Raw genomic sequence first — 24,627 nt, 5'->3', positions numbered from 1 at the left:
GAACGCCGGTGCGCAGGCTGCGTTGACCGGATGTTTCCGTCTCGGGAGAGGATCATGATCCGGAAACTGGCCTCGGGCGAGTACCGGTTGTACTCGCGCAAGATCAATCCAAAAACCGGCAAACGTCGCAATCTCGGTACGTTCAAGTCACGCGTGGCAGCGGAGAAGCACGAGCGCGACGTGCAGTACTTCAAGCGGCACTGAGGCTCAGACGCGTCCGTTGACGGGGATCAGCGCGCCAGTGACCGCGCTGGCCTCGGGGCTTGCGAGGAACAGGATGACGTTCGCAAGCTCCTGCGGGGTAACCCACGCGGAAAAATCCGCTTTTGGCATGTCGCGGCGGTTGGCGGGCGTATCGATAGTGGACGGCAGCACGGCGTTGACCGTGACGTTGCCTTTCAGTTCGCTCGCGAGTGCCTCGGTCAGACGATGGACGCCTGATTTGGAGGCCGCGTAGGGGCCCATGCCCGAGCCTGCCTTCAGGGCGCCGAGCGCGCCGAGGTTGATGATGCGTCCCGATCCCGATGCGATCAGATGAGGGATCGCGGCACGGGAGGCATTTAAAGCGGTCAAGGTGTTGACCCGGTACAGGCGCTCCCAGGTCGCGGTGTCGCCGTCGCTCACTGTCTGAAACGAGAAGGCGCCCGCGATATTGATGAGCACGTCGAGCCGTCCGTAATGGGCGGTCGCAGCTTCGATCGCCCGATTGGCCTCGCTGGGTTCGGCGAGGTCGACGCCGCCGATCTCAATGCGGGTCGGCCGGGGCGTGCCCCGGGCCGCGGCATGATCGATCAGGGCAAGGCGTGCGCCGTGGTCAGCCGCCGCTTCCACAACCGCGCGTCCCAGCGCGCCGGAGGCGCCGGTGATTGCGACGACTCTATCCTGCATGGATGCTCTCCGCTTCGGCGGGCCGTCTGATGGCCGCCGTTACAGGCTGAAAATGCTGACGTCGCGTAGCAGCGCGCTGGCGCGGGTGGTGACGGCGGCATCCGGCACCGGGGCGTCGAGGCGTTCGCTGTCGCGCCGCTCACTGTCGCGTCGGCCGGTGTCGAACACCTGCTTGGGCGTCAGGGTCGACCTCTGGCCGAATACCGGCGCATCTAGCCACGACGGGTTGGGCGGGAGCAAGCGCATGGAGCCGAACGGCGCGGGTTCCGCATGGTGGTCCGTCATATCCTCGCTGTCGCCGTCATTATCGATATCGGCGGACAGGTCATCCATCGCGGCCTTGCTGTCGGCCACAGCGTCGTTCGCCTCGAACGCGAACGGGCGGCTGCTTTCCTGTGACTTGCGGAACGGGAAAGGATGGTCACCCATCAGGGTCACGTCCGCAGCTGGGGCAGGCTCGGACCCGGGCGTCGGTGCCGCCTTGGCGTTGGACCAGGACGCCGGAATGGCCTCGTCGGCCACGGGGCGGTCGATCTCGTGGCCACAGCCGGCGCAGCCATAGGTGAAGGAGACGCAGTCGGCCGCCCATTGCACGTCCTTCACGCCCATCAGATGCTGGGTGCAATGGGGGCAGATCACGACATCGGGTTTGAAATCGCGAAGCTGGACCTGGCTGAGCATCGGACGTCCTCCGCACGCGCGAGCGGAGAACCCAGAACGGACGCCGACTCGCCAAAATACACAGCCCAACTCTACGCCTGCAGCGATACGGATTTCGCGGGCGGAGCGGCGTCATGCACAGCTTAATTTGAGGCTACGACAGGTCGTTCAGGCCCCACGGGCGGCTTTCAATGCCTGACGAAGTAGAGCGGCGTGCGCAGGGTGAACTGGAATGCCGGTTTGGGTGTCCAGAACAAAGTGGCGGTCAGGCCGAACAGGCGGTTATCGTTGTCGTCCATCCGGTCGAGGTCGGCCCGCAGGATCGGCTGGGTGAATGAGCGGAGCGACAGCAGCGACTGGCCGGGCGGCAGGAAGGGGGCGAGCGCCGAGGTGTTCGCGCCGCCGAACGACTGGACGCCCGCCCGGCCGGTCAGTTTCCAGTTGTTGGGCCATTGGTAATACGCCCCGACATAGCCGATGATCGCTGGCCGGATCGAGGCAAGGCCGGAATCCACCCGGATATTGGTCAACTGCACGCCGGCGAGCAGAGCCCGCGTCTCGTCGGTGTCGAGCGCGTAGCTCGCCTCGGCCACCGTGGTGAGGTTTGTAGTCGATAGCGGGCCTTCGGTTGCGGATTTGGTGAGGGTCGAGAGCACCGTCACGGTGGGGAGCGGGCCGCCGTTCTGCTGCAGAATGTCGGCCTGAATGCCGACATTCCAGCTTGCGATGGCGAGCGACGACCAGGGCGTGAGATCGGTTTTCGAGGTACTCGCCGTGATTCCTCCAAAGACCGAGAAGCGCTCGTTGAGATCGACCGTTAGCGGCAGGTCGATCGAAGCGCCCTGGCCCGACACCGAGGACAGGGACGACAATGAAGGCAGCGACAGCGAATTGCCGAAACCGATATTCAGTGTCCCAGCGGGCACGGTGAAATAGTTGGTTCGCATGTCGAGATAGATGTTCGGCAGTGGCGAGGCGTCCGCCTTGGTTGGCTTGGCATCGTCCTCGTCGCTATCACCGGCGAGAGCGGAATTCCTGCTGGTCGCTGTAAGGACCAGCGCAGCCGCAACGGCAATCATCGCCGGCCAACGCCTGTGGGGCGGGCGCACAGAGGGTATTCGCTTTGTGGTGTTCGTCGTCACAACGGCTAGCCCCGGCTGAACGGCGGGGTCTGCGCGTTCATTCGTACCCCACTATAGGCAAGCCCTATGCGGGCCGCCATTGCACGCGGGCTATGGTTTCGATTCGTTTCCGATCAAGAAGCAGAATTTTCCCGGCAAATTTGTCCGAAGGGCATGAGTTGCATTGCGGAAGCGGGGGCATGGCCACCGACATATCACTGTAAAATAGCGGCTTTTGCATTCGAAGACCGTGGCATGCGGCTTGCTGGAAATAGCCTGCATTTCTCCCTCGGAAAGTTTGCAGGAAAGCCATCATGTCGATTTCATCCCTTGGTGCCACCTCGTCGCCATTGCCCGCAACATCGGTTTTGGGAAGCGCGTCCGCCAAGAAGAAGCCGTCGGCGGAAGACCAATTTCTTAAAATTGCCGGCGAGACCCCGCAGCAGCGCATGTTCAATTCCATGCTGAGTCAGCTTGGCATCAGCGAGGATCAGTTCAAGGCAATGAGCCCGGCCGACCAGCAGAAGATCGCGCAGAAGATCCAGGAGATGATCCAGCAGCAGGCGCAGAACGGCAGCGCCAAAGGGACCGGGCTGGTCATGGACAAGTCCGTGTGATCTTACCGCAGGGGCGGGGCAGTGCATAAATTCTATCGTTCCGGCTGTTGTCAGAATAAATGGATCGGATAGGCTGGAGGCCTTATTCCACCGGGAGTATCCCACATGAAACGCCTCTCTGTTGCGATCTTGTTGAGCCTCTTCGCTGCCGCGCCCGCTTTCGCGGATTCTGCCTGTAAAGCCATGAGCGCGGACGGCAAGCCGTTGTCCGGCGCAGCCAAGACAAGCTCGATGAAGAAGTGCTGCAACGATCACGCCAAAAGCGCCGACGGCAAGCCGCTGTCGGGCGCAGCCAAGAACAGCTTCGTCAAGAAGTGCATGGCTGGCTAAACGCGATTCATAAGCCGACCTGATGATAAAAGCCCCGCGCAAGCGGGGCTTTTATTTGGCATCGTCTCTCAATTGGCCTTTGAGAAGGTGCTGCGTACGATGCCGTGACGCTGCAGCTTGTCGTAGAACGTCTTGCGCGGGATGCCGAGCGCCTCGATGGTGCGGCGGACGTCGCCGTCATGGTTTTCGAGTGCTTCGCGGATAACCGACGCCTCGAACTGCTCCAGCCGTTCGGGCAGGGGCAGCATGTCGTCGGTCGAGCGCTCCTTGGTGTCTTCCTGCGTTTCGGTGTCGAGGCCGAGCACGAAGCGCTCGGCGAAGTGCGACAGCTCCCGCACGTTTCCCGGCCAGTGATGGTCGCGCAGATGGCGATGCACGGGCGCTGAAATGACAGGCACGGTCCGCTGGAAGCGCGTGGCGGCGCGTTCGGTGAAGTAACCGAACAGCATCGGAATATCGCCGCGCCGCTCGCGCAGCGGCGGGATCGAGAGCGTCACGACGTTGAGGCGATAATACAAATCTTCGCGGAAGTCGCCGCGTTGGGCGGGATCGCCGAGATCGACCTTCGCTGCGGCGACGACGCGCAGATCGACGGGCCGAACCTCATTGGTGCCGAGCGGCGTGACCTCGCGCATTTCCAGCACGCGCAGCATCTGAACCTGCACCGACGGCGGCATGCTCTCGATCTCGTCCAGAAATAACGTGCCGCCATTGGCGTGCTGGATGCGCCCGAGCCGACGTTTCTGGGCGCCGGTGAAGGCACCTTGTTCGTGGCCGAACAGTTCGCTTTCGATTACGCTTTCCGGCAGGGCGCCGCAGTTGAGCGCGACGAAATTGTGGGCGGCGCGGCGGCTCCAGCGGTGCAGTAACGTTGCGACGACTTCCTTGCCGGAGCCGGTTTCGCCCGTCACCAAAACATCGACATCGGTATCGGCGATCTGGCGCAGCGTATGGCGCAGCCGCTCCATCGCGGGCGTCTGGCCGATCAAAGGAAGACCGTTCTCGGCCTCGGTGGCGGATTCGCGTAGCGCACGGTTCTCCATCACCAGTTGGCGTTTCTCCGCGGCATGCCGCACGCTGTGCACCAACCGCTCGGCTGCGAAGGGCTTGGTGACAAAGTCGTAGACGCCGTCCTGGATCGCCTTCACCGCCATCGGAATGTCGCCGTGGCCGGTGACGAGGATGACAGGAATATCGGCATCTATCTGTTGCAGGCGCTGAAAGAATTGCAGCCCGTCGATGCCCGGCATGCGGATGTCCGACACGACGACGCCGTTGAATTGCTGATCGAGCACGGCAAGCGCATCGGCTGCGGCGGTAAATGCCTGCACCTGGAAGCCGGCAAGCTCCAGCGTCTGCTGCGTTGCCTTGAGGAGATCGCGGTCGTCATCCAGCAGGATGACGGAAGGTTGATCGTGTGATGCTGCGCTCTGCGTCATGGAGCCCTCACCAGATAGATCGTGAAGCATGTGCCGTGCTCGCTGCTGTCGACTTCGATGCGGCCGCCATAGTCGGAGACGATGTCCTTGGAGATCACGAGGCCGAGGCCGAGCCCGTTTTCTTTCGATGTGTTGAACGGCGAGAACAGTGATCGCCGGATGGCTTCGGGAATGCCGGGGCCATTGTCGGAGATTTTCACGGCAACCTCGTCACCGTGCGATGCAACGGAAATCTCGACACGCGGATTGTCGCGTCCCTCCAGCGCTTCCAGCGCATTCTGGAAGAGATTGATGAGCACCTGCTCGAGCCGGATGCGGGTGCCGGACACTTTGAGGCTGGAGGCCGGAAGGTCGTACTTCAACGCCTCGAGATGGCCCGCAAAGCGGCTTCTCAGCAGCACCACGGCGCCGTCGATGGCATCGCGCAATTCGACGGACTCGGCGGCGGTCCGTCCCTTGCGGGCGAAGGCCTTCAATTCATCGGTGATGGAGCCGATACGCTCGGTCAGCGACGCGATCTTTCCGAGATTATCCGCGGCCGACGTCGGCTGGTCGCGGTCGAGAAAAATACGCGCATTGTCGGCATAGGCGCGGATGGTCGCGACAGGCTGATTGATCTCGTGAGCAACGCCCGCAGCGACCTGTCCGAGGATGGCGAGGCGGTTAGCCTGCACAAGCTCCTGCTGGACGATCTGCAGTTTCGTCTCTGTGGTGCGATGATCTGCAATTTCGATTTCGAGCCGGTCGCGTGCGCGGCTCAGATCCTCTGTGCGCTCGGTGACGCGCCGCTCCAGTTCGATCCGTGCCATCTCGCTCGTGGCGATGCGCATCTGCGCCGAGTGGCGGCGCCAGAGCAGGAAGGCAGCTAGTGCGAGCAGGGGGATCACGACGCCGAGTGCCAGCAGGCGCGCCTCGCGCATGGCGCCGGCAATGGTGGCCTCTACCGGCACCAGATAATCCAGGCGCCAGGGGGTGGACGGCACCCGTGTCGTCAACCTGAGATATTCGGCTTTGGGTTGTCCCGGCAGTGTGGCGCGCACCAGCGAGGTGCTGGAATCGATCGTCTGCCTCAGATTGATTGGAAGCGGCAGCAACGGGGCATCGTCGAACTGAAGACTGCCCCGCACGGTGGCGAACATCGTTTCGGTGAGCTTGCCGTCGGTCAGAAAACGCCACGATGGAATGCTGGTGATGAGCACGACGCTGTGGTCGTCCACGACATAGGAGGGACGGTTGCTTTCGTGCCAGTCCGCTTCGAGTTGGTCGAACTCCATCTTGACGACGACCACGCCGAGCGGTGCGCTTGGTGTGCCGACGATGCGGGAAATGTAAAGGCCCGGCCGCTTGCTGATGTTGCCCATGGCGAAAAATTCGGCAGTGCCTTCCTTCATCGCATGTACGAAATATTCGCGGTAGGAATAGTCATTGCCGACGAAGCTGTCGGAGTCGCGGTAGTTGCTGGAAGCGATGGTGATGCCGTCGGTGCCGATTACGTAAAGCACTGCGGCCTTCGTGCCGGCCACGAGCCTTGCCAGTTTTTCGTTGAGGCGGGCGACGGATGAGGTATCGCCGATGGCGAGCGCGTCACGAACCCGCTGGTCCTCGGAGAGAAGCAGCGGGAGGGCACGGGGGCTCTCCAGCACGGCGCGCAGCAGCGCCACTTTCAGATTGGCGTCGGTATGGCCCTGCTCGGCGAGCATCTTGAGTTCGCGCGTGCGGCCATAGAGTCCTGCAACCACGACAGTTGCACAAGCGAGTGCAAGAGCCAGCACCGCAAAGCCGATCCAGACGCGACGCGCGCGCTTCTGAAGCTGCTCGGGTGTGAGGACAGGCGCTGACTGTGCTGCCGGCTGCATGCTCTATCTGTGCATTTTTCTGCACATCACTCAATACCGTAAGTGCGGATTGTCGCGCAAAACGACTTGGTTGTGAGCGTCGTGGTATAAAATAACAGCAATATCAATATATTAAATGATTGCCGCCTGCTGGCACGGAGGTTGCTGATGTCTGCCCCGGCGGCTTGTTGGCCGCAACAGATCAACAATCGACCCCGAGGCGGAAGACGCCATCGGGGCAGGGAGGCAACATGCAGACCACCTTCGAGTCCGTGGCCAAGCACGGCAAGGTTCCATTCTATCGGCATCTCTATTTTCAGGTCCTGGCGGCGATCGTCGCCGGCATCCTGCTCGGGCACTTCGACCCCGGCGTCGGCGCGGCGATGAAGCCGTTCGGCGATGCCTTCATCAAGCTGGTGAAGATGGTCATCACGCCGGTGATCTTTCTTACGGTCGCAACCGGCATTGCAGGTGTGTCGGACCTCAAGCGCGTCGGTCGCGTCGCTGGCAAGGCGATGATCTACTTCCTGACCTTCTCAACGCTTGCTTTGATTATCGGCCTCGTCATTTCCAATGTCGTGCAGCCGGGCGCAGGCATGCATATCGATCCCGCCACGCTGGATGCCAAGGCGGCAGCCGCCTATGCGGCCAAGGCGCATGACGCCTCGATCGTCGGATTCCTGATGGATATCATTCCGAACACCATCGTCGGCGCGTTCGCCAAGGGCGACATTCTGCAGGTGCTGTTCTTCTCGGTGCTGTTCGGTGTCGCTCTGGCGATGGCCGGTGAGCGCGGCAAGCCTGTTGTGGATTTCCTGCAGGCGTTGACCAATCCGGTGTTCCGCCTCGTCGCGATCCTGATGAAGGCCGCGCCCATCGGCGCGTTCGGCGCAATGGCCTTCACCATCGGCAAATACGGCATTGGCTCGATCGCCAATCTCGCCTTCCTGATTGGCACATTCTACGTCACCTCGCTGCTGTTTGTGCTGGTCGTGCTCGGCGCGGTCGCCCGCTACAACGGCTTCTCGATCCTGGCGCTGATCCGCTACATCAAGGAAGAGCTGCTCCTGGTGCTCGGCACCTCGTCGTCGGAGGCGGCGCTGCCTGCGCTGATGACGAAGATGGAGCGCGCCGGCTGCGACCGTTCCGTTGTCGGTCTCGTCATTCCGACCGGTTATTCCTTCAATCTCGACGGTACCAACATCTACATGACGCTGGCGGCGTTGTTCATCGCGCAGGCGACGGACACGCATCTGAGCTTCGCGGACCAGATCCTGCTGCTGTTGGTTGCGATGCTGAGCTCGAAAGGCGCGGCAGGCATTACCGGCGCAGGCTTCATCACGCTCGCGGCGACGCTGTCGGTCGTGCCATCGGTGCCGATTGCGGGCATGGCGCTGATCCTCGGCATCGACCGCTTCATGTCGGAATGCCGCGCGCTGACGAACTTCGTCGGCAACGCGGTTGCGACTATCGTCGTCGCGCGCTGGGAGAACGAGCTCGACCACGCAAAACTCGCTGCTGCTCTGGCAGGCGAACTGCCGGAGGACGAAGCGGCCTACGAGCCTGAATTGCAGGCGGCATAAAGAAACAGGGAAGGAGCCGATTTCTTCAGGGAGATCGGCTCCCTTCCTGTTCGGCGGTAGATTGAATATCGATAAATATATATCGCAATGCGATATGTATAAAAATTAATCAAGGGGGTTGGAACTCAGTTCCAGAAGACGGGTTCTTCCCCAAGATTTCAATTCATAACTGCTGGCACCCCGCAGAAGCCGGTGAAAGCTGACCTCATGAGCGCCTTGCCCGCAGGGGAGTGCTCTCATGTCAACTTCAACGATACTGGAAAATCCGGGCGCCCGTCTGAGCGCCAACCGCTGGTGGCAGTTGATCTTCGGCATCATCTGCATGGCCAGCGTCGCCAACCTGCAGTACGGCTGGACGCTGTTCGTTCTGCCCATCCAGCATCAATGGGGATGGAGCAAGGCGGAGATTCAGGTCGCATTCTCCATCTTCATCCTGCTCGAAACCTGGCTGGTACCGTTCGAAGGCGCCATTGTCGATCGCATCGGTCCGCGCTGGATGGTGCTCGCAGGCGGTATTTGCACCTTCCTCGCATGGTTCATCAACTCGCGAGCTTCATCGCTCGGGATGCTTTATCTCGGCGGTGCGATTGCAGGCATCGCGGGCGGCGCGGTCTACGGCACCTGCGTCGGCAACGCGCTGAAATGGTTTCCCGACAAACGCGGGTTATGCGGTGGGTTGACGGCGGCCGGCTTCGGCGCCGGTGCGGCGATCACCATCGCGCCGATCCGCGCGATGATCGAGAGCAGCGGTTATCAGCATACGTTTCTGGTGTTTGCGATCATCTACGGCGTCATCATCGTGGTACTCTCGAACTTCATCAAGGCGCCGCTCGCAACCGACAAATTCCCGGTGGCCAAGATCAAGGTTGAGCAGACCGCGGAAAGCGTTCCACCTTCGCAGGCGCTGCGTTCACCGATCTTCTGGGTCATGTATCTGATGTTCTTTCTGGTCGCGGCAGGCGGCCTGATGTCGACGGCGCAACTGGCTCCGATCGCGAAGGAACGCGGCATATCCGATGCGATGGTCGTGATCTTCGGCATGAGTGCGCCTGCGATCGTCGTCGCGCTCACCGCGCATAACATCACCAACGGTGTCGGACGCCCCCTGAATGGCTGGTTCTCGGATCACATCGGCCGCGCGAACATGATGGGCATCTCGTTCGCCATCGGCGGACTGTGTCTCGCCGCGTTCGGGTTCTTCGGCACAACGCCGGTCGCGTTCATCGTCACGGATGCGCTCGTGTTCCTGTTCTGGGGCGACATCTTCAGCTTGTTCGCTGCCACGGTCGGCGATGCCTTCGGGCCGAAATACGTCACGGCCAATTACGGCATCATGTACACCGCCAAAGGCGCGGCCTCGCTGCTGGTGCCGGTCGGCAATCTCCTGACACAGGAGACAGGTAACTGGCACGTCGTCTATGCGCTGGGCTGCGGCATGAACTTCGTCGCGGCGCTGCTTGGCTTCTTCGTGCTGAAACCAATCATCGCCGAGCGCCTGAAAAAACCTACGGCGGCGCTGGCGCATGACGCGCACGCCGTGCCTGCGGAGTGATGTGACGCCGGCCTTCGGTTTACAAAACCGAAGGTCGGCTGAAAAACAAAAGCCCCGCGTAAGCGGGGCTTTTGTTTGGGGCTTGCTGAATTTCGCCAGCGTGGCGAGAGGGCGTCTATGAATGGCTCTCCATCGGCACATTCGTGGTCGCCAATGTCATCATCCGCGCGATTTTTGTCGGGACGGTGTGGCTGCTGGCGAGTGGGAAGTTGTTTCCGGTTCCGCCGGGCGCGGTACAGGATGTGAAGAAGTCAGCATAGATTTCAGCGTGTCGAAAACTCCAATTTTCAGGGAGAAAAGTCGCCGGTTGGAATATCCTCATCATAAAGAAATTCTTGGAAATCATAGTCAGAGATTTCTGCTAAGACTGCACGATACTTCGGCCAGCTGGCTTGTTTTAGCCCCCAATAAAAAAAGTATGACGTAGAGCCGTTTGGATTTGTCTTTTCACTAGATGTGCCTTCTTTCGAATAAAGCACAACTAAGTCACCCTTCTTCACGTTCTTAGCATCAAACCAAAATGTATAGGGTATGGCGCCGCCCGCGATTAGATCTGGACTGATTGGATCAGCCATCAAAATCATGTAGTCGCCAAGATCAGCATTTTCCGTAACTTTCACGACAATTCGTTCGCGATCAAACGATCCGGCAGATTCTACCTTGAAGATAGCGAGTTTCATTTCCAAACCTTTGATAGAATTCCCGCGACAATCAATGCAGATGAAACAACAACAATGGTCACTCCAATATCGTGCGACATATCCGCATTCATTAAGCGCGCACCTTGGGCAATTCCAAATGAGCCGATTGCCAAGCAGAGCCCGGATAAAATTTCGTGCCAAGTTGATAACTTTAGCCGCGCCTCAAGCGCGGCGTTGGCTACCCGAAGGTCATGATATTTTTTTTCCACTTCTTCGAGCTGGATGCATCGATCTTCCAATCTGTCGCTTTCGGAAATCAAAAGGCGTATTGCTCCGGTGGAAGTAAGCTCATCCTCCGTTAAAGCTCGTCTGGCGTGATTAAGATATTCACGAGGGGTACTTTTGGATTTTGCACGATTGACGACTATGGGCGTCGATCCAGCTTCATCGGTGGCGGAAATCTTAGTTTTTGCCATAAGGATTCCGACGATTCCAAATATAGATTTTATATTTTAAGCAATGTTAGATTCGATAATATTTTTCATCACGGAATGTAGATTGCTAGTTCATGGAGCCTGATTTTTCATACACGCAGTACGCCTCGACATGAGAGTGAGGCGTACTGCGTATAGAATAGTGTAGGGTGTCCTCGCTCACGAACACCCCGTCGTGCTTCCGCACGTATCACACTTCATGCACGTCCCATTCCGCACCAGCGTGAAGTTGGAGCACTCCGAGCACATGTCGCCTTCGTAGCCGCGGGCCTTGGCTTCCGCGCGGCGCTCGGCCTTCGAGAGCGTGGCCGGTGCGGCGGCAGCGGATGCGGCCTGTGCCGAGCCTGCCTTGCTCCAGTTCTGCTGCTCGAGCTTTTCCGTCGGGGAGAGCGCGCGTTCCGGCTCCGCCGTCTTCAGTGCGGCGGCGCTTTCGGCACCCGACGCCATCGTGGTCACACGCGACCCGCCAACCGGGGCGGAGTCGTTGTGCGCGGTGACGGCCGCGCTCGCGCCACCCTGCATGACGACGAGATTGTCGGAGCGGGAGCGGGTGAGGCCCTTGGAGAGATACTTGCTCGGACCGCTCTGCGCCTTGCCTTCGCTCACGCCCTTGCCGAGCGCGTCGAACTGCGTCTCGCTCGGATCGACATGGGCGAGGTCGTAACGCGACAGGTAGCTCACCGCGAGTTCGCGGAACACATAGTCCAGGATCGAGGTCGCGTACTTGATGGAGTCGTTGCCCTGCACCGGCCCTGCGGGCTCGAAGCGGGTGAAGGTGAACGCATCGACATATTCATCCAGCGGCACGCCGTATTGCAGGCCGAGCGAGACGGCGATGGCGAAGTTGTTGATGAAGGAGCGCAGCGCCGCGCCTTCCTTGTGCATGTCGACGAAGATCTCGCCGAGGCGGCCGTCGTCATATTCGCCGGTGCGCAGATAAACCTTGTGCCCGCCGACGATGGCCTTCTGGGTGTAGCCCTTGCGGCGGTCCGGCATCTTCTCACGCTCGCGCGAGACATGCTCGACCACGCGCTCGACGATCTTCTCGACCACCTGCGTGGCGCGCGCGGCCATCGGCTTGTCGTGGAAGGCTTCGATCGCATCGTCCTCGTCGTCTTCGTCGGCGATGAGCTGCGAGTTCAGCGGCTGGGAGAGCTTCGAGCCGTCGCGATAGAGCGCGTTGGCCTTCAGTGCGAGCTTCCATGACAGCAGGTAGGCCGACTTGCAGTCGTCCACCGTCGCGTCGTTCGGCATGTTGATGGTCTTGGAGATCGCGCCCGAGATGAAGGGCTGCGACGCCGCCATCATGCGGATGTGGCTCTCGACCGACAGATAACGCTTGCCGACCTTGCCGCACGGGTTGGCGCAGTCGAACACCGCGTAGTGCTCGTCCTTGAGGTGCGGCGCGCCTTCCACGGTCATCGCACCGCAGATGTGGACGTTCGCGGCTTCGATGTCGCGCTTGGAGAAGCCGAGGGCTCCGAGCAGATCGAAGCCCGGTACGTTCATCACTTCGGGGGCGATGTGCAGGCTGTCGCGGATGAAGTCCTCGCCCAGCGTCCATTTGTTGAACACGAACTTGATGTCGAAGGCGGTCGGCAGCGCCTTCTCGACCTTCGCCAGCGCCTCGTCGGTGAAGCCCTTGGTCTTCAGCGAGGAGGCGTTGATGCCCGGCGCGTTCGACAGTGAGCCGTGGCCAACGGCGTAGGCCTCGATCTCGGCGATCTCGCTCTCGCGATAGCCGAGCGCGCGCAGCGCTTCCGGCACGGCGCGGTTGATGATCTTCCAGTAGCCGCCGCCGGCGAGCTTCTTGAACTTCACCAGCGCGAAATCGGGCTCGATGCCGGTGGTGTCGCAATCCATCACGAGGCCGATGGTGCCGGTCGGCGCCACCACTGTGGTCTGGGCGTTACGGAAGCCGTTCTGCTGGCCCAGTTCGAGCGCGCGGTCCCACACTGCCTTGGCATGGTCGACGATGTCGGCCTGCGGGCAGGAGGCGTGGTCGAGCGGCACCGGGCTGACGGCGAGCGCCTCATAGCCAGCCGCTTCGCCATGCGCTGCGCGGCGATGGTTGCGGATCACGCGCAGCATGTGGCTCGCGTTCTTCTTGTAGCCGGGGAAGGTGCCGAGCTCGGCGGCCATTTCGGCGGAGGTCGCGTAGGCGGTGCCGGTCATGATCGCGGAGAGGGCGCCGCACAGCGCGCGGCCTTCCTTGGAGTCGTAGGGCAGGCCCATGGTCATCAAGAGGCCGCCGATGTTGGCGTAGCCGAGGCCGAGCGTGCGGAATTCGTAGGAGAGTTCAGCAATGGCTTTCGACGGGAACTGCGCCATCATCACCGAGATTTCGAGCACGACAGTCCACAGCCGGCACAGATGCTCGTAAGCCTCTGAATCGAAGCGGCGCGTGTGGGCGTCGTAGAACGTCAGCAGGTTGGCGGAGGCGAGGTTGCACGCCGTATCGTCGAGGAACATGTACTCCGAGCACGGGTTCGACGCGCGGATGTCGCCGGACGCCTTGCAGGTGTGCCAGTCGTTCATCGTGGTGTTGAAGTGCAGGCCGGGATCGGCGGAGGCCCATGCGGCGTAGCCGATCTTCTCCCAAAGGTCGCGAGCGCGCAGTGTCTTCGTCACCTTGCCGTTGGTGCGGCCGATCAGATTCCACGAACCATCGGTTTCCACCGCGCGCAGGAAGTCGTCCTTCAGCGAGACGGAGTTGTTGGAGTTCTGGCCGGAGACGGTGAGATAGGCCTCCGAATCCCAGTCGGTGTCGTAGGTGTCGAACTGGATGTCGGTGTAGCCCTGGCGCGCGAACTGGATCACGCGCTTGATCATGTTGTCGGTGACGAGCGCGCGGCGGGCGAGCTTGATTTCGCGCTTCAGCGCCGGGTTCTTCTCCGGCAGGTAGCAGTCATCGCCGGGGCCGTCGCAGTTCACGCAGGCCTTCATGATGGCCTTGAGGTGCTTCTGGTTGATCTTGGAGCCGGTGACCAGCGCCGCAACCTTCTGCTCCTCGCGCACCTTCCAGTCGATATAGGTCTCGATGTCCGGGTGATCGGCATCGACGACCACCATCTTCGCCGCGCGGCGCGTGGTGCCGCCGGACTTGATCGCGCCCGCCGCGCGGTCGCCGATCTTGAGGAAGCTCATCAGGCCCGAGGAGCGGCCGCCGCCGGACAGCTTTTCGCCTTCGCCGCGCAGCGCCGAGAAGTTGGAGCCGGTGCCGGAGCCGTACTTGAACAGGCGCGCTTCGCGGACCCACAGGTCCATGATGCCGCCCTCGTTGACGAGGTCGTCGTCGACGCCCTGGATGAAGCAGGCGTGCGGCTGCGGATGCTCGTAGGAGGATTTCGACTTGGTAAGCTTGCCGGTCTTCCAGTCGACGTAATAGTGGCCCTGGCCCGGACCATCGATGCCGTAGGCCCAGTGCAGGCCGGTGTTGAACCATTGCGGCGAGTTCGGCGCGACCATCTGCTGGGCGAGCATGTAGCGCAGCTCGTCGTGGAAGGCGTGGGCATCTTCCTCGGAGGTGAAGTAGCCGCCTTTCCAGCCCCAATAGGTCCAGCAGCCGGCGAGGCGGTCGAACACCTGCTTGGCGGTCAGTTCGCCAATGAAGCGTTCGGACTCGGGCAGGGCGGCTAGCGCGGCGGTGTCGGGCACCGAGCGCCACAGCCAGGACGGGACGGTCTCTTCTTCGACCTTCTTCAGGTGTGCGGCGACGCCAGCCTTGCGGAAATATTTCTGCGCCAGCACGTCGGAGGCGACCTGCGACCAGAACTCGGGCACCTCGACGTTATCGAGCTTGAACACCACGGAGCCGTCGGGATTGCGAATCTCGCTTGTCGTCAGCCGGAAGGAAATCTCGGCGTAGGGTGACTGATCGGCTTTGGTGTAGCGGCGTTGAATTCGCATCGTATGCCCCGTCATGTGCCCCGGCAGCCGCTTGGCGTGGCGCCGGAAAATTTCAGTTTGCGGATGTTTTGCGATCCGCCGTTTGACCGTTTCCACTCGGATCTCGAGGGGCCGGCCTGTTAACTCCGGGAAGCACGGGCGGGTTCTTGCAGCCCGCCTGGCCTCCAACGCCTGACCTGTTCGCGTCCACGTTCCTCGCGTGGATCTGGTCCAAAAACTGCGGACAAATCCGCCTCCGCCGTCTCGGGAGAGAGCGATACGGATGTGCCTTTTGGACCTTTGTCAGAGATGCCCGGCGCGACACGCGATACTTGGCTCCAGACTGGTCAAACGCTAGGACGACTCTGCGGCGCCCGTCAAGGATTAGTACTAAAATCTGAATCAAACACTAAATATGGTGGAAAACGGGGATTGCCAGCGGTATTGGGCTTCGCTGGAAAGGGCGTCCCGTGAGGGAAGTATGGGTGAGTCCCCCTCGATTCCAAAGGCGAAAATCGTCTTCCGGGCAGGTTCCCGAACGGGCTTGCAGCCCGCTGAAAGACATGCACCAAAAGAGGCCGTCCATGCGTCTAATCTGACGCTTTTCGGGTGGACCGTGGGGTGCACGCGTGGTTTCTCCCCGTCATCCACAACCGATGTGGATTCAGATCCTCCAAGAGCAACCTATGGACCGGCGTACTCCGCACGAGCTGATTGTGGTGTCATCACCGCATCCCTCGACTCAACCACCTCACGAAAGCCGGGCGGTTGGGTATGGGCTGCTGCTCATCGCCACCATCATCTGGGGCATCAACTGGCCCGTCGCGAAATATCTGCTCCATGAACTGCCGCCGCTGACCATGCGGACCCTCCCGGGCGTGTTCAGTGCGATGATGCTGGCCGGGCTGGTTCTCGCGAAGGGGCAATCGCTGCGTGTGCCGCGTGGCGAATGGGGCAAGCTCATTCTTTACGCGATGTTGATGGTCGGCGCCTGGATGGCGCTGATGGGACTTTCACTGGTGCATCTTCCCGCATCGGAAACCGCGATACTCGGTGCGACGCTTCCGGTGTGGGCGGCTGGTCTCGCGTGGCCGATTCTCGGCGAGCGCCTCACGCTGCTGCGGATCATTGCCATTGCAATGGCCATCGGCGGCGTGGTGCTGTTGATGGGCGGCGACAGTATCGGCGTGTCCTGGGAAAAAGTGCCGGGGATACTTTGTGCGCTGTTAGCGGCGCTGCTGTTTGCGCTTGGCGCGGTGCTCACCAAACTGCGGCCCATCGCGATGCGCCCACTGGCGGGCGCGGTCTGGCAACTCGGCCTCGGTTGTTTCCCCGTGGCGCTGTTCGGTATCCTGTTCGAGCATCCGCACTTCGGCGGCATGTCGTCTTTCGGCTGGTTGTTGTTCGGGTTCAGCGCCATTTTTCAAGGAGCGATCGGATACGCCTGCTGGTTCGCGGCGCTGGAGCGGCTACCGGCCTCGATCGCAGCAGTAGGGACGCTGATCGTGCCGGTGACGGGCGTGGTGGCGTCGGCGATTTTGCTGGGAGAGCCGCTCGGCGTTCCGCAGATCGGCGCGCTGCTGCTGACGGTCGCAGGCGTCGCCATCGCAGCACGCTCATAACTGCGGCAACAAAAAAGCGGCGTATCGCTACGCCGCTTTTTCTTGATCCGTTATGTCAAGACTTACGGGCAAGGATACCGATTGCCGTCGTAATTCAGGTAGGTGCCGCTGCGCGGGTCATAGGACTTGTAGCGCTGCATGCAGTAGGCGACAGCATCGCCACCACCTTCAACATAGGCTGGTCCGGGAGCGTAGCCGTAGCCCGGGCCGTAATAATAAGGCCCCTGGCTCGCCGCAATGGCGCCGCCGATCAGGGCACCGGCTGCAAGGCCCGCACCAACGCCACCCCAACCCCAGCCACCGCCGCCGCGATAGCCACGATAGCCGTAGCCACCCCGCCAACGTACCTGGGTGAGGTCGGAGGAGGCAGTTGCGGTATTTGCCGTCGAAAGGGCCGAGCCCGCCATTAAAGGCGCTGCATCCGCGCTAGAAGCCACGGTCAGCGGCAGCGACAAAGCCAAGGCGGCCACTGCAATACCCTTGGTCAAATTCATCATTCTCTAACTCCCAAAATCCCAGTCGGATGGTTCGACCACTATAACGCGCGGGATTGGAACGCGTTCCCGAAAGTTCCCGAAAGTGTCGGAATGGTTTCCGGCGCTTCTGTGGCAAAGTTCCACGACAAAATGCCCTACCTATGGGTAGGCACGGAAGGCGGTATCCAAAGCTGCATCTGGACAATGGCAAGGGCGAGTGGCATCAAGGGCACGCAACGCTCCCGATCGTCACGGATTCCCGCATGAAGCTGTTTCTCTTGAGGATTTTTACCTGGTGGAACGGATTCACTTTCGGGACCCAGCTCTGGACCTGGCGTTTCGGCGAACTGGTCGGCACCGACGAGATGGGCAATCGCTACTACCGCAACAAAGGCGGCAAGATCGACCCGACGCTCGGGATCGAGCGCCGCTGGGTGATTTATAACGGTTATGCCGAAGCCACCAAGATTTCGCCGGACTGGCACGGCTGGATGCATCACACCGTCGATGTTCCGCCGACCGAGGAACATTACACGCCGCGCGAATGGGAAAAGCCGCATCGTCCGAACCTGACCGGTACGCCGGCAGCCTATCGTCCATCGGGTTCGACGCTAGCGAGCGGCCAGCGCCCGCAGGCGACCGGCGACTATCAGGCCTGGACGCCGGGAAGCTGAGCGGCCAGCGGAAGGCGCGCCCTTTCGTTGCCGTAATGCCCGTGTTAACCGGTGGTCTCGCGCGGCGCGGTTTCCCGTAGACTATCGCGGGCCCGAATCGCCCAGAAATTTTCCAAGCAGAGCGCGCAATGTCCCGAACCGCCGCCACGATCCTGTTTGCGACGTTGATCGCGGTACCGCCGCTCGCATTGCCGTCCGCGCGTGCACAGATCGGCAACATCTTTTCCGACCAGCCGCTTCGTCCGCCCGCGGGCATGTCGCGCGGTGATCCTTCGCAGGACCCCGACGAGGAGGAAGTGCCCGAAATTCCGCAGGGCCGTCTGCTGCCTGCGCCGCAGCAGCCGCGGCAATTGCCGCGCGGGCAGGGCGCGCCTTTGCCGGGTGCCGTGCAATCGCAGCCGCTGGCTCCGCCGCCCGGCAGTGCCGCAGTTCCTCCGCAGCAGCAACAGCCCGGCGTCGCGGCGAACCCGCCGGCCGCCAATCCGTTGCCAGGCTTGCCGCCAGGACAGAAACAGCCGCGTGGCAATCCGCAGCAATCTCCAGCGACCCTGCAGCCCGGCGACGAAATCGTCACCGAGCCGCCGGCTGTGAAGATTCCGAACAAGAAGGCCGTATTCTCCGGCCTCGACAAGATCACCGGCCGTATCATCACCTTCGACGAGGATATCGGCGAGACCGTTCAGTTCGGCGCGCTGCGGGTGAAGACCGACGCCTGCTACACGCGCCCCGCAACGGAAGCGACCAACACCGACGCGTTCGTCGAGGTGGACGAGATCACGCTGCAGAATGAAGTGAAGCGGATTTTCTCGGGTTGGATGTTTGCCGCGAGCCCGGGCCTGCATGCCGTCGAGCATCCGATTTATGACGTCTGGCTGACGGATTGTAAGGGGCCGGAGCAGCCGGTGACGGCGCAGAATGAGCCGGTGAAGCCTACTGCCGCGCCGCAGCCAGTGCAGCAGCAGCCGAAGCGCCAGCCGCGTCCGCAGCCACCTGTGCAACAGCGCCAGCCGATGCCGCCACCGCCTTTCGGGGGCCGCTAGTCGTTCTATCGACGCGTATTCACGCCGGATCGCTTTTGCTGCGCACGATCGCAAGTACATCCGCGCCGCTTATCGGGCGTTCCACCGACAGCGCGAAGAAATCTCCCGGCAGTTGAATCGAGCGATCGAGCAGGGCGCGATATTTCCGGCGCGAAACCTCGATCGCCCCGAGGCTGCGCAGATGCTCCGTCACGAATTGCGTGTCGAGGAGGCCGAAGCCGCCCGCGATCAGTCGCGCGGCAAGATGGACCAGCGCCACTTTCGACGCGTCGCGACTGCGGTGAAACATACTCTCGCCAAAAAATGCGCCGCCGAGCGACACGCCATATAATCCGCCCACAAGATCATCGCCGTCCCATGCCTCGACGCTGTGGCAATGACCGATCTCGTGAAGCGCACCGTAGAGCTTGCGGATGCGGCGGTTGATCCAGGTGTCCTCGCGTCCGGGCTGGGGCGCGGCGCATTCGCTGATGACACGCTCGAACGTGGTGTTGATCGTGACGCGATAACGGTCGGAGCGCACGGTGCGCGCAAGGCGTGAGGAAATGCGCAGGCCGTCGAGCGGAAAGATACCACGCTGCTCCGGTTCGACCCAGAACAGACTGGGATCATCGGCGCTTTCGGCCATCGGAAAGATGCCACAGGCATAAGCGCGTAACAGCACTTCGGGCGTGATTTCGGAGGCGGTGGTGTCGCGCGAGCTCATGAGCTCCATTGTAGCGGAATACGCCGCTTCCGTCAGGCGTGCGCTGCCGGCGGTTTCGCCGAGGGGCTGAAATTGATCACAATCCGCGTGCCCGCATGGGAGGGATCGCGTTCCACGCTTGCGTCGAGCTTGGTGGCCATCGCGCTGACGATGCGCTGGCCCATGCCGGTGGAGCGTGGATCCTGCTTGGCCTGAAAGCCGACGCCCTCGTCGGAAATGACGAGTTGAATGTCCTTTGCGCGATTGTGCAGATCGACATGGATCGGGCCGGCACCTTCGGGATAGGCGTATTTGACGGCGTTCATCACCAGTTCGTTGACGATGATACCGATGCCGACCGCGCGGTCCGGATCGATCTCGATAGGCTCGGCATTCAGCGTCAGGCGCGACATGCGGTTGCCTTCGGTGGAGCGCCGCAGATCCTCCAGCAGAGCTTCCAGATACTGGTTCAGCATCACGCTCTTGAGGTCATGGGAGGTGTAGAGGCGGCGATGCACCTGCGCGACCGCGGCGACACGGCCCATCGCATTGGTGAGCGCGGCCTTTACGTCTTCGTCGTTGCTTGAGGAGGCCTGAAGGTGCAGCAGCGAAGCGATGATCTGCAGCGAGTTGCCGACGCGGTGGTTGACCTCGCGCAGCAACATCTCGCGCTCGGCCGCGAGCGCCTCGTAGTGATCGCGCGCGGCGTGGATTTCGGCTTCGGCTTCTTCGCGCGCGTTGCGGATGCGTGCGGTTTCCAGCGCACCGGTGACCGCGGCCTGGAGCATAGGAACGAAATCGCCCTTGGTGTCTTTGACGATGTAATCGATGGCGCCAGCTTTCAGTGCCGCAATGGCGACTTGGCTGTCTTCCGAAGCCGTCACAAAGACAATGGGCGGCGTCGCCATCGGCAGCCGATAGATTTGCTCGAGCGTTGCGAGGCCGTCGAGGCCCGGCATATGTTGATCGAGTGCGATGACGTCGATGCCGCCGTCCTTCAGGCGCGCGATACCACTTGGGCCGTCGGACGCGTGATCGACGTCGATGCCGTGGCGTTCGAGGCCGCGTTTGACCAGCCGGGCAAGGCCCGGATCATCGTCAATGTAGAGCAATCGTGGGTTCGGCGGCGTCATGCTTTGACCGGCGGCACCTGTATCACGGAAAAGAACAGGCCAAGCTGGCGGATCGCATTGGCGAAGTTTTCGTAGTTCACCGGCTTGGTGATGTAGACATTGCAGCCGAGCTCATAGCAGCGCTTGATTTCCTGCGCGTCGTCGGTGGTCGTGAGCACGACGACAGGCGCGGATTTCAGCGTCGCGTTGTCTTTGACGCGCTTGAGAATGTCGATACCCGTCATGTCGGGCAGGTTGAGGTCGAGCAGGATCAGAAGCGCCTGTCCCTTGTGTTGGTCGGCGGTGCCGTCCGCGCCGAACAGATAGTTGACGGCCTCGGTGCCGTTGGGGAAGGGGATGATGTCGTTGTTGACGCCGGAACGACGAATGTTTCGCTCGATCAGGCGAGCGTGTCCTTCGTCGTCCTCGATCATCACGATCTTTACTGGATTACCCATAAGACTTGCCTTGCCTTGATAAGTTCCATTGTGAGGGCAGCGCTATTGTAAATGTGCTGCCTTTGTCGAGTTCGGAAGAAACCGTAATGGAACCGCCGAGACGGCGGACCAATGCGCGGACGTGCGCAAGTCCGATGCCCTGACCGGGCTTGTCCTGCGTGCCCGCACGTCGAAAGAGATCGAAAATGCGGTCATGGTCGTTGGGGTCGATACCCCGCCCATTATCGCTGACGTCGTATATCACAAACCCGAGTTTGGTGCGTCCGCGGATACTGATTTCACCAGGAGTGCCAGTCCGCAAATATTTCAGCGCGTTCTCAATCAGATTGGAGAAAACCTGCTCGAGTGCAAGACGGTCGCTGACGATATTGGGCAGAGGATCGATGCTGATCTGCGCCTGCGCTTCGGCCGCCTGGTGCGCCATGCTGTTGGCGATTTCCTGCACCAGCGGACGCATGTCCACGCTGACGGGATTGAACTCGCGTCGCCCTTCGCGCGTGAGCTTGAGGATCGCGCTGATGAGGCGATCCATTTTGCCAATCGATGATTTGATGAAGCCGAGCGCCTCGGAAAAATCCGCTGAGAGTTGCTGATCTTCGGGTGCGAGAACGAGTTCGTCGGCGCTTCCTTCGGAAACAGCCTGAGGCGGCGCGCCGGCGGCAGCGCGGCTATAGCGCGCGATGCGGCTGAAAATATCTCCGCGCAATTCTTCCAGCTCGCTGGTGAATCCCATGATGTTGACGAGGGGCGAGCGGAGATCGTGGCTGACGATATAGGCGAAACGCTGGATTTCCTGATTGGCCTCGCGCAGGTCGCCGGTGCGGTCATCAATTGCCGATTCGAGGTTCAGGTTGATGTCGCGCAGCTTGGCTTCGGCCATGTCGCGTGCGCGGGTGGAGGCCCGGACCAGCAGAAAGGACAGGACCGCCAGCAGGATGATGAACCCGCTGCCGACAAGGGTCACCGCCATGTTGAGCAACTGGCTGCGATCGGCAGCCTCTGTGCGAAGTTCAAACAGGCGGTTTTCTTCCGTGCGCATATTGCGGCCGACGTCGAGCAGGCGATCCATCTCGTCGTTCCGCGCAATATCCATTAGGGATGTGCGGACCTCGTCGATCTGGCCACTTGCGATCTTGGAAATCGCGAGATGGAGAAACGCGAGCCGCTGCCTTACCAGATTGTCCAGCTCCGCAACATTTTTCTGCTCGACGGGATTATCCTGTGTTAATTCCCGGAGCCGGGAAATTGAGGGATCGATCAGCGCTTCGGCTTTTTCGAAATCGCTGCGATAATTCGGATCCTGGGTCAGGAGAAAGCCGCGCACAGCGCTTTCGGCGCGCTGGATTTGAAGCTGGGCGATGCCGATCTGGCTTTCGACCTCGATCGTGTGGGTGACCCATAGCGAGTCGGTTCGTGCGCGATGGCCGAGATAGAATGAAGCGGCGCTGATCGCGACGAGGATGAGAAAGCCCGCGGTCAAAAGACCAACCTGCCACAACGTGCGAAGGCGCGTGGCTTCAGTTGTCACGTCTGCCTCTCGATCACGTTCGTCAATGCGGCTCCATTGGTTGGCAGGACGAGGCGGGATAGGCCGATCTTTTAATGGGGCTTCGTATCCCCGCTGGCAAGATATTGTTCGAGCCAGTGAATATGGTAGTCGCCGTCGATGATGCTGGGTTCGCGGGCCAGCGCCCGGAACAACGGCAGCGTGGTTTCGACACCGTCGATGACGATCTCATCCAGCGCCCGGCGCAACCGCATCAGGCATTCGCCGCGGGTCTTGCCATGAACGATCAGCTTGCCGACCAGCGAGTCGTAATAAGGCGGGATGACGTAACCTTGATAGACCGCTGAATCGATGCGCACGCCGAGGCCGCCAGGCGGATGGAACTGGGTGATCTTGCCGGGCGAAGGACGGAAGGTCACCGGGTTTTCGGCGTTGATGCGGCACTCGATCGCGTGGCCGTTGATGACGATGTCCTTCTGCGCGCACGGCAGGTCGCCGCCGGCGGCGACACGGATTTGCTCCAACACGAGGTCGATGCCGGTAATCATCTCGGTGACCGGATGTTCGACCTGGATGCGGGTGTTCATTTCGATGAAATAGAACTCGCCGTCCTCGTAGAGGAATTCGATGGTGCCGACGCCGAGATATTTCATCTCACGCATCGCGTTGGCGCAGATTTCGCCGATCCGGTTGCGTGCTTCCGGCGAGATGATCGGCGAGGGGCTTTCCTCCCAGACCTTCTGGTGGCGGCGCTGCAGCGAGCAGTCGCGTTCGCCGAGATGGATCGCGCCGCCGCGGCCGTCGCCCAGGATCTGGATTTCGATGTGGCGCGGCTTGCCGAGATATTTTTCGAGATAGACCGAGCCATCGCCGAACGCGGCCTTGGCCTCGTTGCTTGCCGTGGAGAGCGCCAGCATTAGGTCGGCTTCGGTGTGCGCGACCTTCATGCCGCGTCCGCCGCCGCCCGCGGCGGCCTTCACCAGAACCGGGAAGCCGATTTCCTTGGCGATCGCCATGGCGTCGTCGCCAGGGCTGACACCGCCGTCCGAACCCGGAACCACCGGAATGCCGAGGCGCTTGGCGGTCTTCTTCGCCTCGATCTTGTCGCCCATGGTGCGGATGTGCTCGGCTTTCGGGCCGATGAAGCCGAGATCGTGCTCGGCGAGAATTTCCGCGAACCGCGCGTTCTCCGACAGGAAGCCGTAGCCGGGATGCACGGCTTCGGCGCCGGTGATCTCGCAGGCGGCGAGCAGCGCGGGAATATTGAGATAGCTGTCCTTCGCAGCCGGCGGGCCGATGCACACGCTCTCGTCGGCGAGGCGCACATGCATGGCATTGGCGTCAGCGGTGGAATGCACGGCGACGGTTGCGATGCCGAGCTCCTTGCACGCGCGCAGCACGCGCAGGGCAATCTCGCCGCGATTGGCAATCAGAATCTTGTCGAACATCGTGCCTGCCTTGAGCAGCCCTTGGCGGCCGTGGATTTATTCAATGATGACGAGCGGCTCGCCAAATTCGATCGGCTGACCATCCTCGACAAGAACCTGCGTGACCGTGCCGGTGCGCGGCGACGGGATCTGGTTCATCGTCTTCATCGCCTCGACGATCAGAAGCGTGTCGCCGGCTTTCACCTTGGTTCCCACTTCGACGAACGGCTTCGCGCCGGGCTCGGAAGCGAGATACGCAGTGCCGACCATCGGTGAGGGCACCATGCCGGGATGCTTCGCGACATCGAGGATCGGAGCAGCCGTCGCTGCCGGCGCACTTACTGCAGCAGGGGCGGTAGCGACAACAGGCGCAACCGGGACGCTGGCGGCGACGGTGACGTTGCGCGCGATACGCACGCGAAGTCCCGAACGTTCGACTTCGATTTCGGTCAGGTTGGATTCGTCAAGCAGAGCTGCGAGATCGCGGATCAGGTCGCGTTCGTCGGTTTTGCCGGGGTTGGTTTTGTCTTGCGGCTCACGGGCCATGTCGGATTCCAGAGATTGCTCGAGGGCAGTGA

23 protein-coding genes are annotated in these 24,627 nt (G+C 61.5%); 8 read left to right on the top strand and 15 right to left on the bottom strand.

What is annotated here, in order from left to right; all coding sequences use genetic code 11:
• Window positions 1-54 precede the first annotated feature (54 nt).
• Complete coding sequence (locus HMPREF9697_RS20715) at window positions 55-204, top strand: hypothetical protein (protein ID WP_002716081.1); 150 nt, start codon at window positions 55-57, stop codon at window positions 202-204.
• Window positions 205-207: 3 nt separating this feature from the next.
• Here the strand turns inward: HMPREF9697_RS20715 and fabG are convergent, their stop codons facing one another.
• The 3 genes from fabG to HMPREF9697_RS05025 form a co-directional block, all read right to left on the bottom strand.
• The gene (fabG, locus tag HMPREF9697_RS05035; RefSeq protein WP_002716080.1) at window positions 208-888 is read right to left on the bottom strand and encodes a 3-oxoacyl-ACP reductase FabG; all 681 of its coding nucleotides are present in this window, start codon (window positions 886-888) and stop codon (window positions 208-210) included.
• A gap of 39 nt (window positions 889-927) precedes the next feature.
• The gene (locus HMPREF9697_RS05030) at window positions 928-1,569 is read right to left on the bottom strand and encodes a hypothetical protein (RefSeq protein ID WP_002716079.1); all 642 of its coding nucleotides are present in this window, start codon (window positions 1,567-1,569) and stop codon (window positions 928-930) included.
• 167 nt (window positions 1,570-1,736) lie between these two features.
• The gene (locus HMPREF9697_RS05025) at window positions 1,737-2,627 is read right to left on the bottom strand and encodes a hypothetical protein (RefSeq protein ID WP_002716078.1); all 891 of its coding nucleotides are present in this window, start codon (window positions 2,625-2,627) and stop codon (window positions 1,737-1,739) included.
• A gap of 356 nt (window positions 2,628-2,983) precedes the next feature.
• On the opposite strand from HMPREF9697_RS05025, the gene HMPREF9697_RS05020 reads away from it, so the two are divergent.
• Together HMPREF9697_RS05020 and HMPREF9697_RS05015 are read left to right on the top strand one after the other, a co-directional pair.
• Window positions 2,984-3,286: a hypothetical protein gene (locus tag HMPREF9697_RS05020; RefSeq protein WP_002716077.1), complete on the top strand. Its 303-nt coding sequence runs from the start codon at window positions 2,984-2,986 to the stop codon at window positions 3,284-3,286.
• Window positions 3,287-3,391: 105 nt separating this feature from the next.
• Window positions 3,392-3,616: a hypothetical protein gene (locus HMPREF9697_RS05015; RefSeq protein WP_002716076.1), complete on the top strand. Its 225-nt coding sequence runs from the start codon at window positions 3,392-3,394 to the stop codon at window positions 3,614-3,616.
• Between the two features lie 68 nt (window positions 3,617-3,684).
• Here the strand turns inward: HMPREF9697_RS05015 and HMPREF9697_RS05010 are convergent, their stop codons facing one another.
• Together HMPREF9697_RS05010 and HMPREF9697_RS05005 are read right to left on the bottom strand one after the other, a co-directional pair.
• Entirely contained in the window at window positions 3,685-5,055 is a 1,371-nt protein-coding gene (locus tag HMPREF9697_RS05010; protein ID WP_002716075.1) for a sigma-54-dependent transcriptional regulator, read from the bottom strand.
• A complete protein-coding gene (locus HMPREF9697_RS05005) occupies window positions 5,052-6,911 on the bottom strand; it encodes a sensor histidine kinase (protein ID WP_002716074.1) in 1,860 nt (619 codons plus the stop codon). The genes HMPREF9697_RS05010 and HMPREF9697_RS05005 overlap by 4 nt, the downstream gene beginning before the upstream one ends.
• Before the next feature lie 230 nt (window positions 6,912-7,141).
• On the opposite strand from HMPREF9697_RS05005, the gene HMPREF9697_RS05000 reads away from it, so the two are divergent.
• Window positions 7,142-8,473: a dicarboxylate/amino acid:cation symporter gene (locus tag HMPREF9697_RS05000; protein ID WP_002716073.1), complete on the top strand. Its 1,332-nt coding sequence runs from the start codon at window positions 7,142-7,144 to the stop codon at window positions 8,471-8,473.
• A 238-nt stretch (window positions 8,474-8,711) separates the two neighbouring features.
• On the top strand, window positions 8,712-10,025 hold the full coding sequence (gene oxlT, locus HMPREF9697_RS04995; protein WP_002716072.1) for an oxalate/formate MFS antiporter: 1,314 nt from the start codon (window positions 8,712-8,714) through the stop codon (window positions 10,023-10,025).
• 287 nt (window positions 10,026-10,312) lie between these two features.
• Here oxlT and HMPREF9697_RS04990 read toward each other — a convergent pair whose 3' ends face one another.
• From HMPREF9697_RS04990 to HMPREF9697_RS04985, 3 genes are all read right to left on the bottom strand, one after another.
• Window positions 10,313-10,705: a hypothetical protein gene (locus HMPREF9697_RS04990; protein ID WP_002716071.1), complete on the bottom strand. Its 393-nt coding sequence runs from the start codon at window positions 10,703-10,705 to the stop codon at window positions 10,313-10,315.
• A complete protein-coding gene (locus tag HMPREF9697_RS20815; protein WP_147293878.1) occupies window positions 10,702-11,142 on the bottom strand; it encodes a hypothetical protein in 441 nt (146 codons plus the stop codon). The genes HMPREF9697_RS04990 and HMPREF9697_RS20815 overlap by 4 nt, the downstream gene beginning before the upstream one ends.
• Window positions 11,143-11,319: 177 nt before the next feature.
• On the bottom strand, window positions 11,320-15,069 hold the full coding sequence (locus HMPREF9697_RS04985; RefSeq protein ID WP_040308134.1) for a vitamin B12-dependent ribonucleotide reductase: 3,750 nt from the start codon (window positions 15,067-15,069) through the stop codon (window positions 11,320-11,322).
• A gap of 665 nt (window positions 15,070-15,734) precedes the next feature.
• On the opposite strand from HMPREF9697_RS04985, the gene HMPREF9697_RS04980 reads away from it, so the two are divergent.
• On the top strand, window positions 15,735-16,670 hold the full coding sequence (locus tag HMPREF9697_RS04980) for a DMT family transporter (protein WP_002716069.1): 936 nt from the start codon (window positions 15,735-15,737) through the stop codon (window positions 16,668-16,670).
• A 62-nt stretch (window positions 16,671-16,732) separates the two neighbouring features.
• On the opposite strand, the gene HMPREF9697_RS04975 is transcribed toward HMPREF9697_RS04980, so the two are convergent.
• Entirely contained in the window at window positions 16,733-17,167 is a 435-nt protein-coding gene (locus HMPREF9697_RS04975) for a BA14K family protein (protein WP_002716068.1), read from the bottom strand.
• Between the two features lie 242 nt (window positions 17,168-17,409).
• On the opposite strand from HMPREF9697_RS04975, the gene HMPREF9697_RS04970 reads away from it, so the two are divergent.
• Both HMPREF9697_RS04970 and HMPREF9697_RS04965 read left to right on the top strand, forming a co-directional pair.
• Entirely contained in the window at window positions 17,410-17,820 is a 411-nt protein-coding gene (locus HMPREF9697_RS04970) for an NADH:ubiquinone oxidoreductase subunit NDUFA12 (RefSeq protein WP_002716067.1), read from the top strand.
• 128 nt (window positions 17,821-17,948) lie between these two features.
• Window positions 17,949-18,860: a DUF2155 domain-containing protein gene (locus HMPREF9697_RS04965; protein ID WP_002716066.1), complete on the top strand. Its 912-nt coding sequence runs from the start codon at window positions 17,949-17,951 to the stop codon at window positions 18,858-18,860.
• A gap of 19 nt (window positions 18,861-18,879) precedes the next feature.
• Here the strand turns inward: HMPREF9697_RS04965 and aat are convergent, their stop codons facing one another.
• From aat to accB, 6 genes are all read right to left on the bottom strand, one after another.
• Entirely contained in the window at window positions 18,880-19,566 is a 687-nt protein-coding gene (gene aat, locus HMPREF9697_RS04960) for a leucyl/phenylalanyl-tRNA--protein transferase (RefSeq protein ID WP_002716065.1), read from the bottom strand.
• Between the two features lie 32 nt (window positions 19,567-19,598).
• Complete coding sequence (locus HMPREF9697_RS04955) at window positions 19,599-20,678, bottom strand: sensor histidine kinase (RefSeq protein WP_002716064.1); 1,080 nt, start codon at window positions 20,676-20,678, stop codon at window positions 19,599-19,601.
• A complete protein-coding gene (locus HMPREF9697_RS04950) occupies window positions 20,675-21,115 on the bottom strand; it encodes a response regulator (RefSeq protein ID WP_002716063.1) in 441 nt (146 codons plus the stop codon). Before HMPREF9697_RS04950 ends, HMPREF9697_RS04955 begins: the two co-directional genes overlap by 4 nt.
• Window positions 21,108-22,643 carry a sensor histidine kinase gene (locus HMPREF9697_RS04945; protein ID WP_002716062.1) on the bottom strand — a complete coding sequence of 512 codons (1,536 nt, stop codon included), beginning with the start codon at window positions 22,641-22,643 and terminating at the stop codon, window positions 21,108-21,110. Before HMPREF9697_RS04945 ends, HMPREF9697_RS04950 begins: the two co-directional genes overlap by 8 nt.
• 71 nt (window positions 22,644-22,714) lie before the next feature.
• A complete protein-coding gene (gene accC, locus HMPREF9697_RS04940) occupies window positions 22,715-24,070 on the bottom strand; it encodes an acetyl-CoA carboxylase biotin carboxylase subunit (RefSeq protein ID WP_002716061.1) in 1,356 nt (451 codons plus the stop codon).
• A gap of 36 nt (window positions 24,071-24,106) precedes the next feature.
• Complete coding sequence (accB, locus tag HMPREF9697_RS04935) at window positions 24,107-24,595, bottom strand: acetyl-CoA carboxylase biotin carboxyl carrier protein (RefSeq protein WP_002716060.1); 489 nt, start codon at window positions 24,593-24,595, stop codon at window positions 24,107-24,109.
• Window positions 24,596-24,627 lie beyond the last annotated feature (32 nt).

The sequence above is a fragment of the Afipia felis ATCC 53690 genome, assembly GCF_000314735.2.
Lineage (GTDB): Bacteria > Pseudomonadota > Alphaproteobacteria > Rhizobiales > Xanthobacteraceae > Afipia > Afipia felis.
The sequence above is the reverse complement of the archived record's forward strand: the minus strand, read 5'-3'. Positions and strand labels throughout refer to the sequence as shown.

What these genes read in the sequence shown, in the direction of transcription:
- HMPREF9697_RS20715 (WP_002716081.1), top strand. Translation starts at nt 55, where the DNA reads ATGATCCGGAAACTGGCCTCGGGCGAGTACCGGTTGTACTCGCGCAAG.
- fabG (WP_002716080.1), bottom strand. Translation starts at nt 888, where the DNA reads ATGCAGGATAGAGTCGTCGCAATCACCGGCGCCTCCGGCGCGCTGGGA.
- HMPREF9697_RS05030 (WP_002716079.1), bottom strand. Translation starts at nt 1,569, where the DNA reads ATGCTCAGCCAGGTCCAGCTTCGCGATTTCAAACCCGATGTCGTGATC.
- HMPREF9697_RS05025 (WP_002716078.1), bottom strand. Translation starts at nt 2,627, where the DNA reads ATGATTGCCGTTGCGGCTGCGCTGGTCCTTACAGCGACCAGCAGGAAT.
- HMPREF9697_RS05020 (WP_002716077.1), top strand. Translation starts at nt 2,984, where the DNA reads ATGTCGATTTCATCCCTTGGTGCCACCTCGTCGCCATTGCCCGCAACA.
- HMPREF9697_RS05015 (WP_002716076.1), top strand. Translation starts at nt 3,392, where the DNA reads ATGAAACGCCTCTCTGTTGCGATCTTGTTGAGCCTCTTCGCTGCCGCG.
- HMPREF9697_RS05010 (WP_002716075.1), bottom strand. Translation starts at nt 5,055, where the DNA reads ATGACGCAGAGCGCAGCATCACACGATCAACCTTCCGTCATCCTGCTG.
- HMPREF9697_RS05005 (WP_002716074.1), bottom strand. Translation starts at nt 6,911, where the DNA reads ATGCAGCCGGCAGCACAGTCAGCGCCTGTCCTCACACCCGAGCAGCTT.
- HMPREF9697_RS05000 (WP_002716073.1), top strand. Translation starts at nt 7,142, where the DNA reads ATGCAGACCACCTTCGAGTCCGTGGCCAAGCACGGCAAGGTTCCATTC.
- oxlT (WP_002716072.1), top strand. Translation starts at nt 8,712, where the DNA reads ATGTCAACTTCAACGATACTGGAAAATCCGGGCGCCCGTCTGAGCGCC.
- HMPREF9697_RS04990 (WP_002716071.1), bottom strand. Translation starts at nt 10,705, where the DNA reads ATGAAACTCGCTATCTTCAAGGTAGAATCTGCCGGATCGTTTGATCGC.
- HMPREF9697_RS20815 (WP_147293878.1), bottom strand. Translation starts at nt 11,142, where the DNA reads ATGGCAAAAACTAAGATTTCCGCCACCGATGAAGCTGGATCGACGCCC.
- HMPREF9697_RS04985 (WP_040308134.1), bottom strand. Translation starts at nt 15,069, where the DNA reads ATGCGAATTCAACGCCGCTACACCAAAGCCGATCAGTCACCCTACGCC.
- HMPREF9697_RS04980 (WP_002716069.1), top strand. Translation starts at nt 15,735, where the DNA reads ATGGACCGGCGTACTCCGCACGAGCTGATTGTGGTGTCATCACCGCAT.
- HMPREF9697_RS04975 (WP_002716068.1), bottom strand. Translation starts at nt 17,167, where the DNA reads ATGATGAATTTGACCAAGGGTATTGCAGTGGCCGCCTTGGCTTTGTCG.
- HMPREF9697_RS04970 (WP_002716067.1), top strand. Translation starts at nt 17,410, where the DNA reads ATGAAGCTGTTTCTCTTGAGGATTTTTACCTGGTGGAACGGATTCACT.
- HMPREF9697_RS04965 (WP_002716066.1), top strand. Translation starts at nt 17,949, where the DNA reads ATGTCCCGAACCGCCGCCACGATCCTGTTTGCGACGTTGATCGCGGTA.
- aat (WP_002716065.1), bottom strand. Translation starts at nt 19,566, where the DNA reads ATGAGCTCGCGCGACACCACCGCCTCCGAAATCACGCCCGAAGTGCTG.
- HMPREF9697_RS04955 (WP_002716064.1), bottom strand. Translation starts at nt 20,678, where the DNA reads ATGACGCCGCCGAACCCACGATTGCTCTACATTGACGATGATCCGGGC.
- HMPREF9697_RS04950 (WP_002716063.1), bottom strand. Translation starts at nt 21,115, where the DNA reads ATGGGTAATCCAGTAAAGATCGTGATGATCGAGGACGACGAAGGACAC.
- accC (WP_002716061.1), bottom strand. Translation starts at nt 24,070, where the DNA reads ATGTTCGACAAGATTCTGATTGCCAATCGCGGCGAGATTGCCCTGCGC.
- accB (WP_002716060.1), bottom strand. Translation starts at nt 24,595, where the DNA reads ATGGCCCGTGAGCCGCAAGACAAAACCAACCCCGGCAAAACCGACGAA.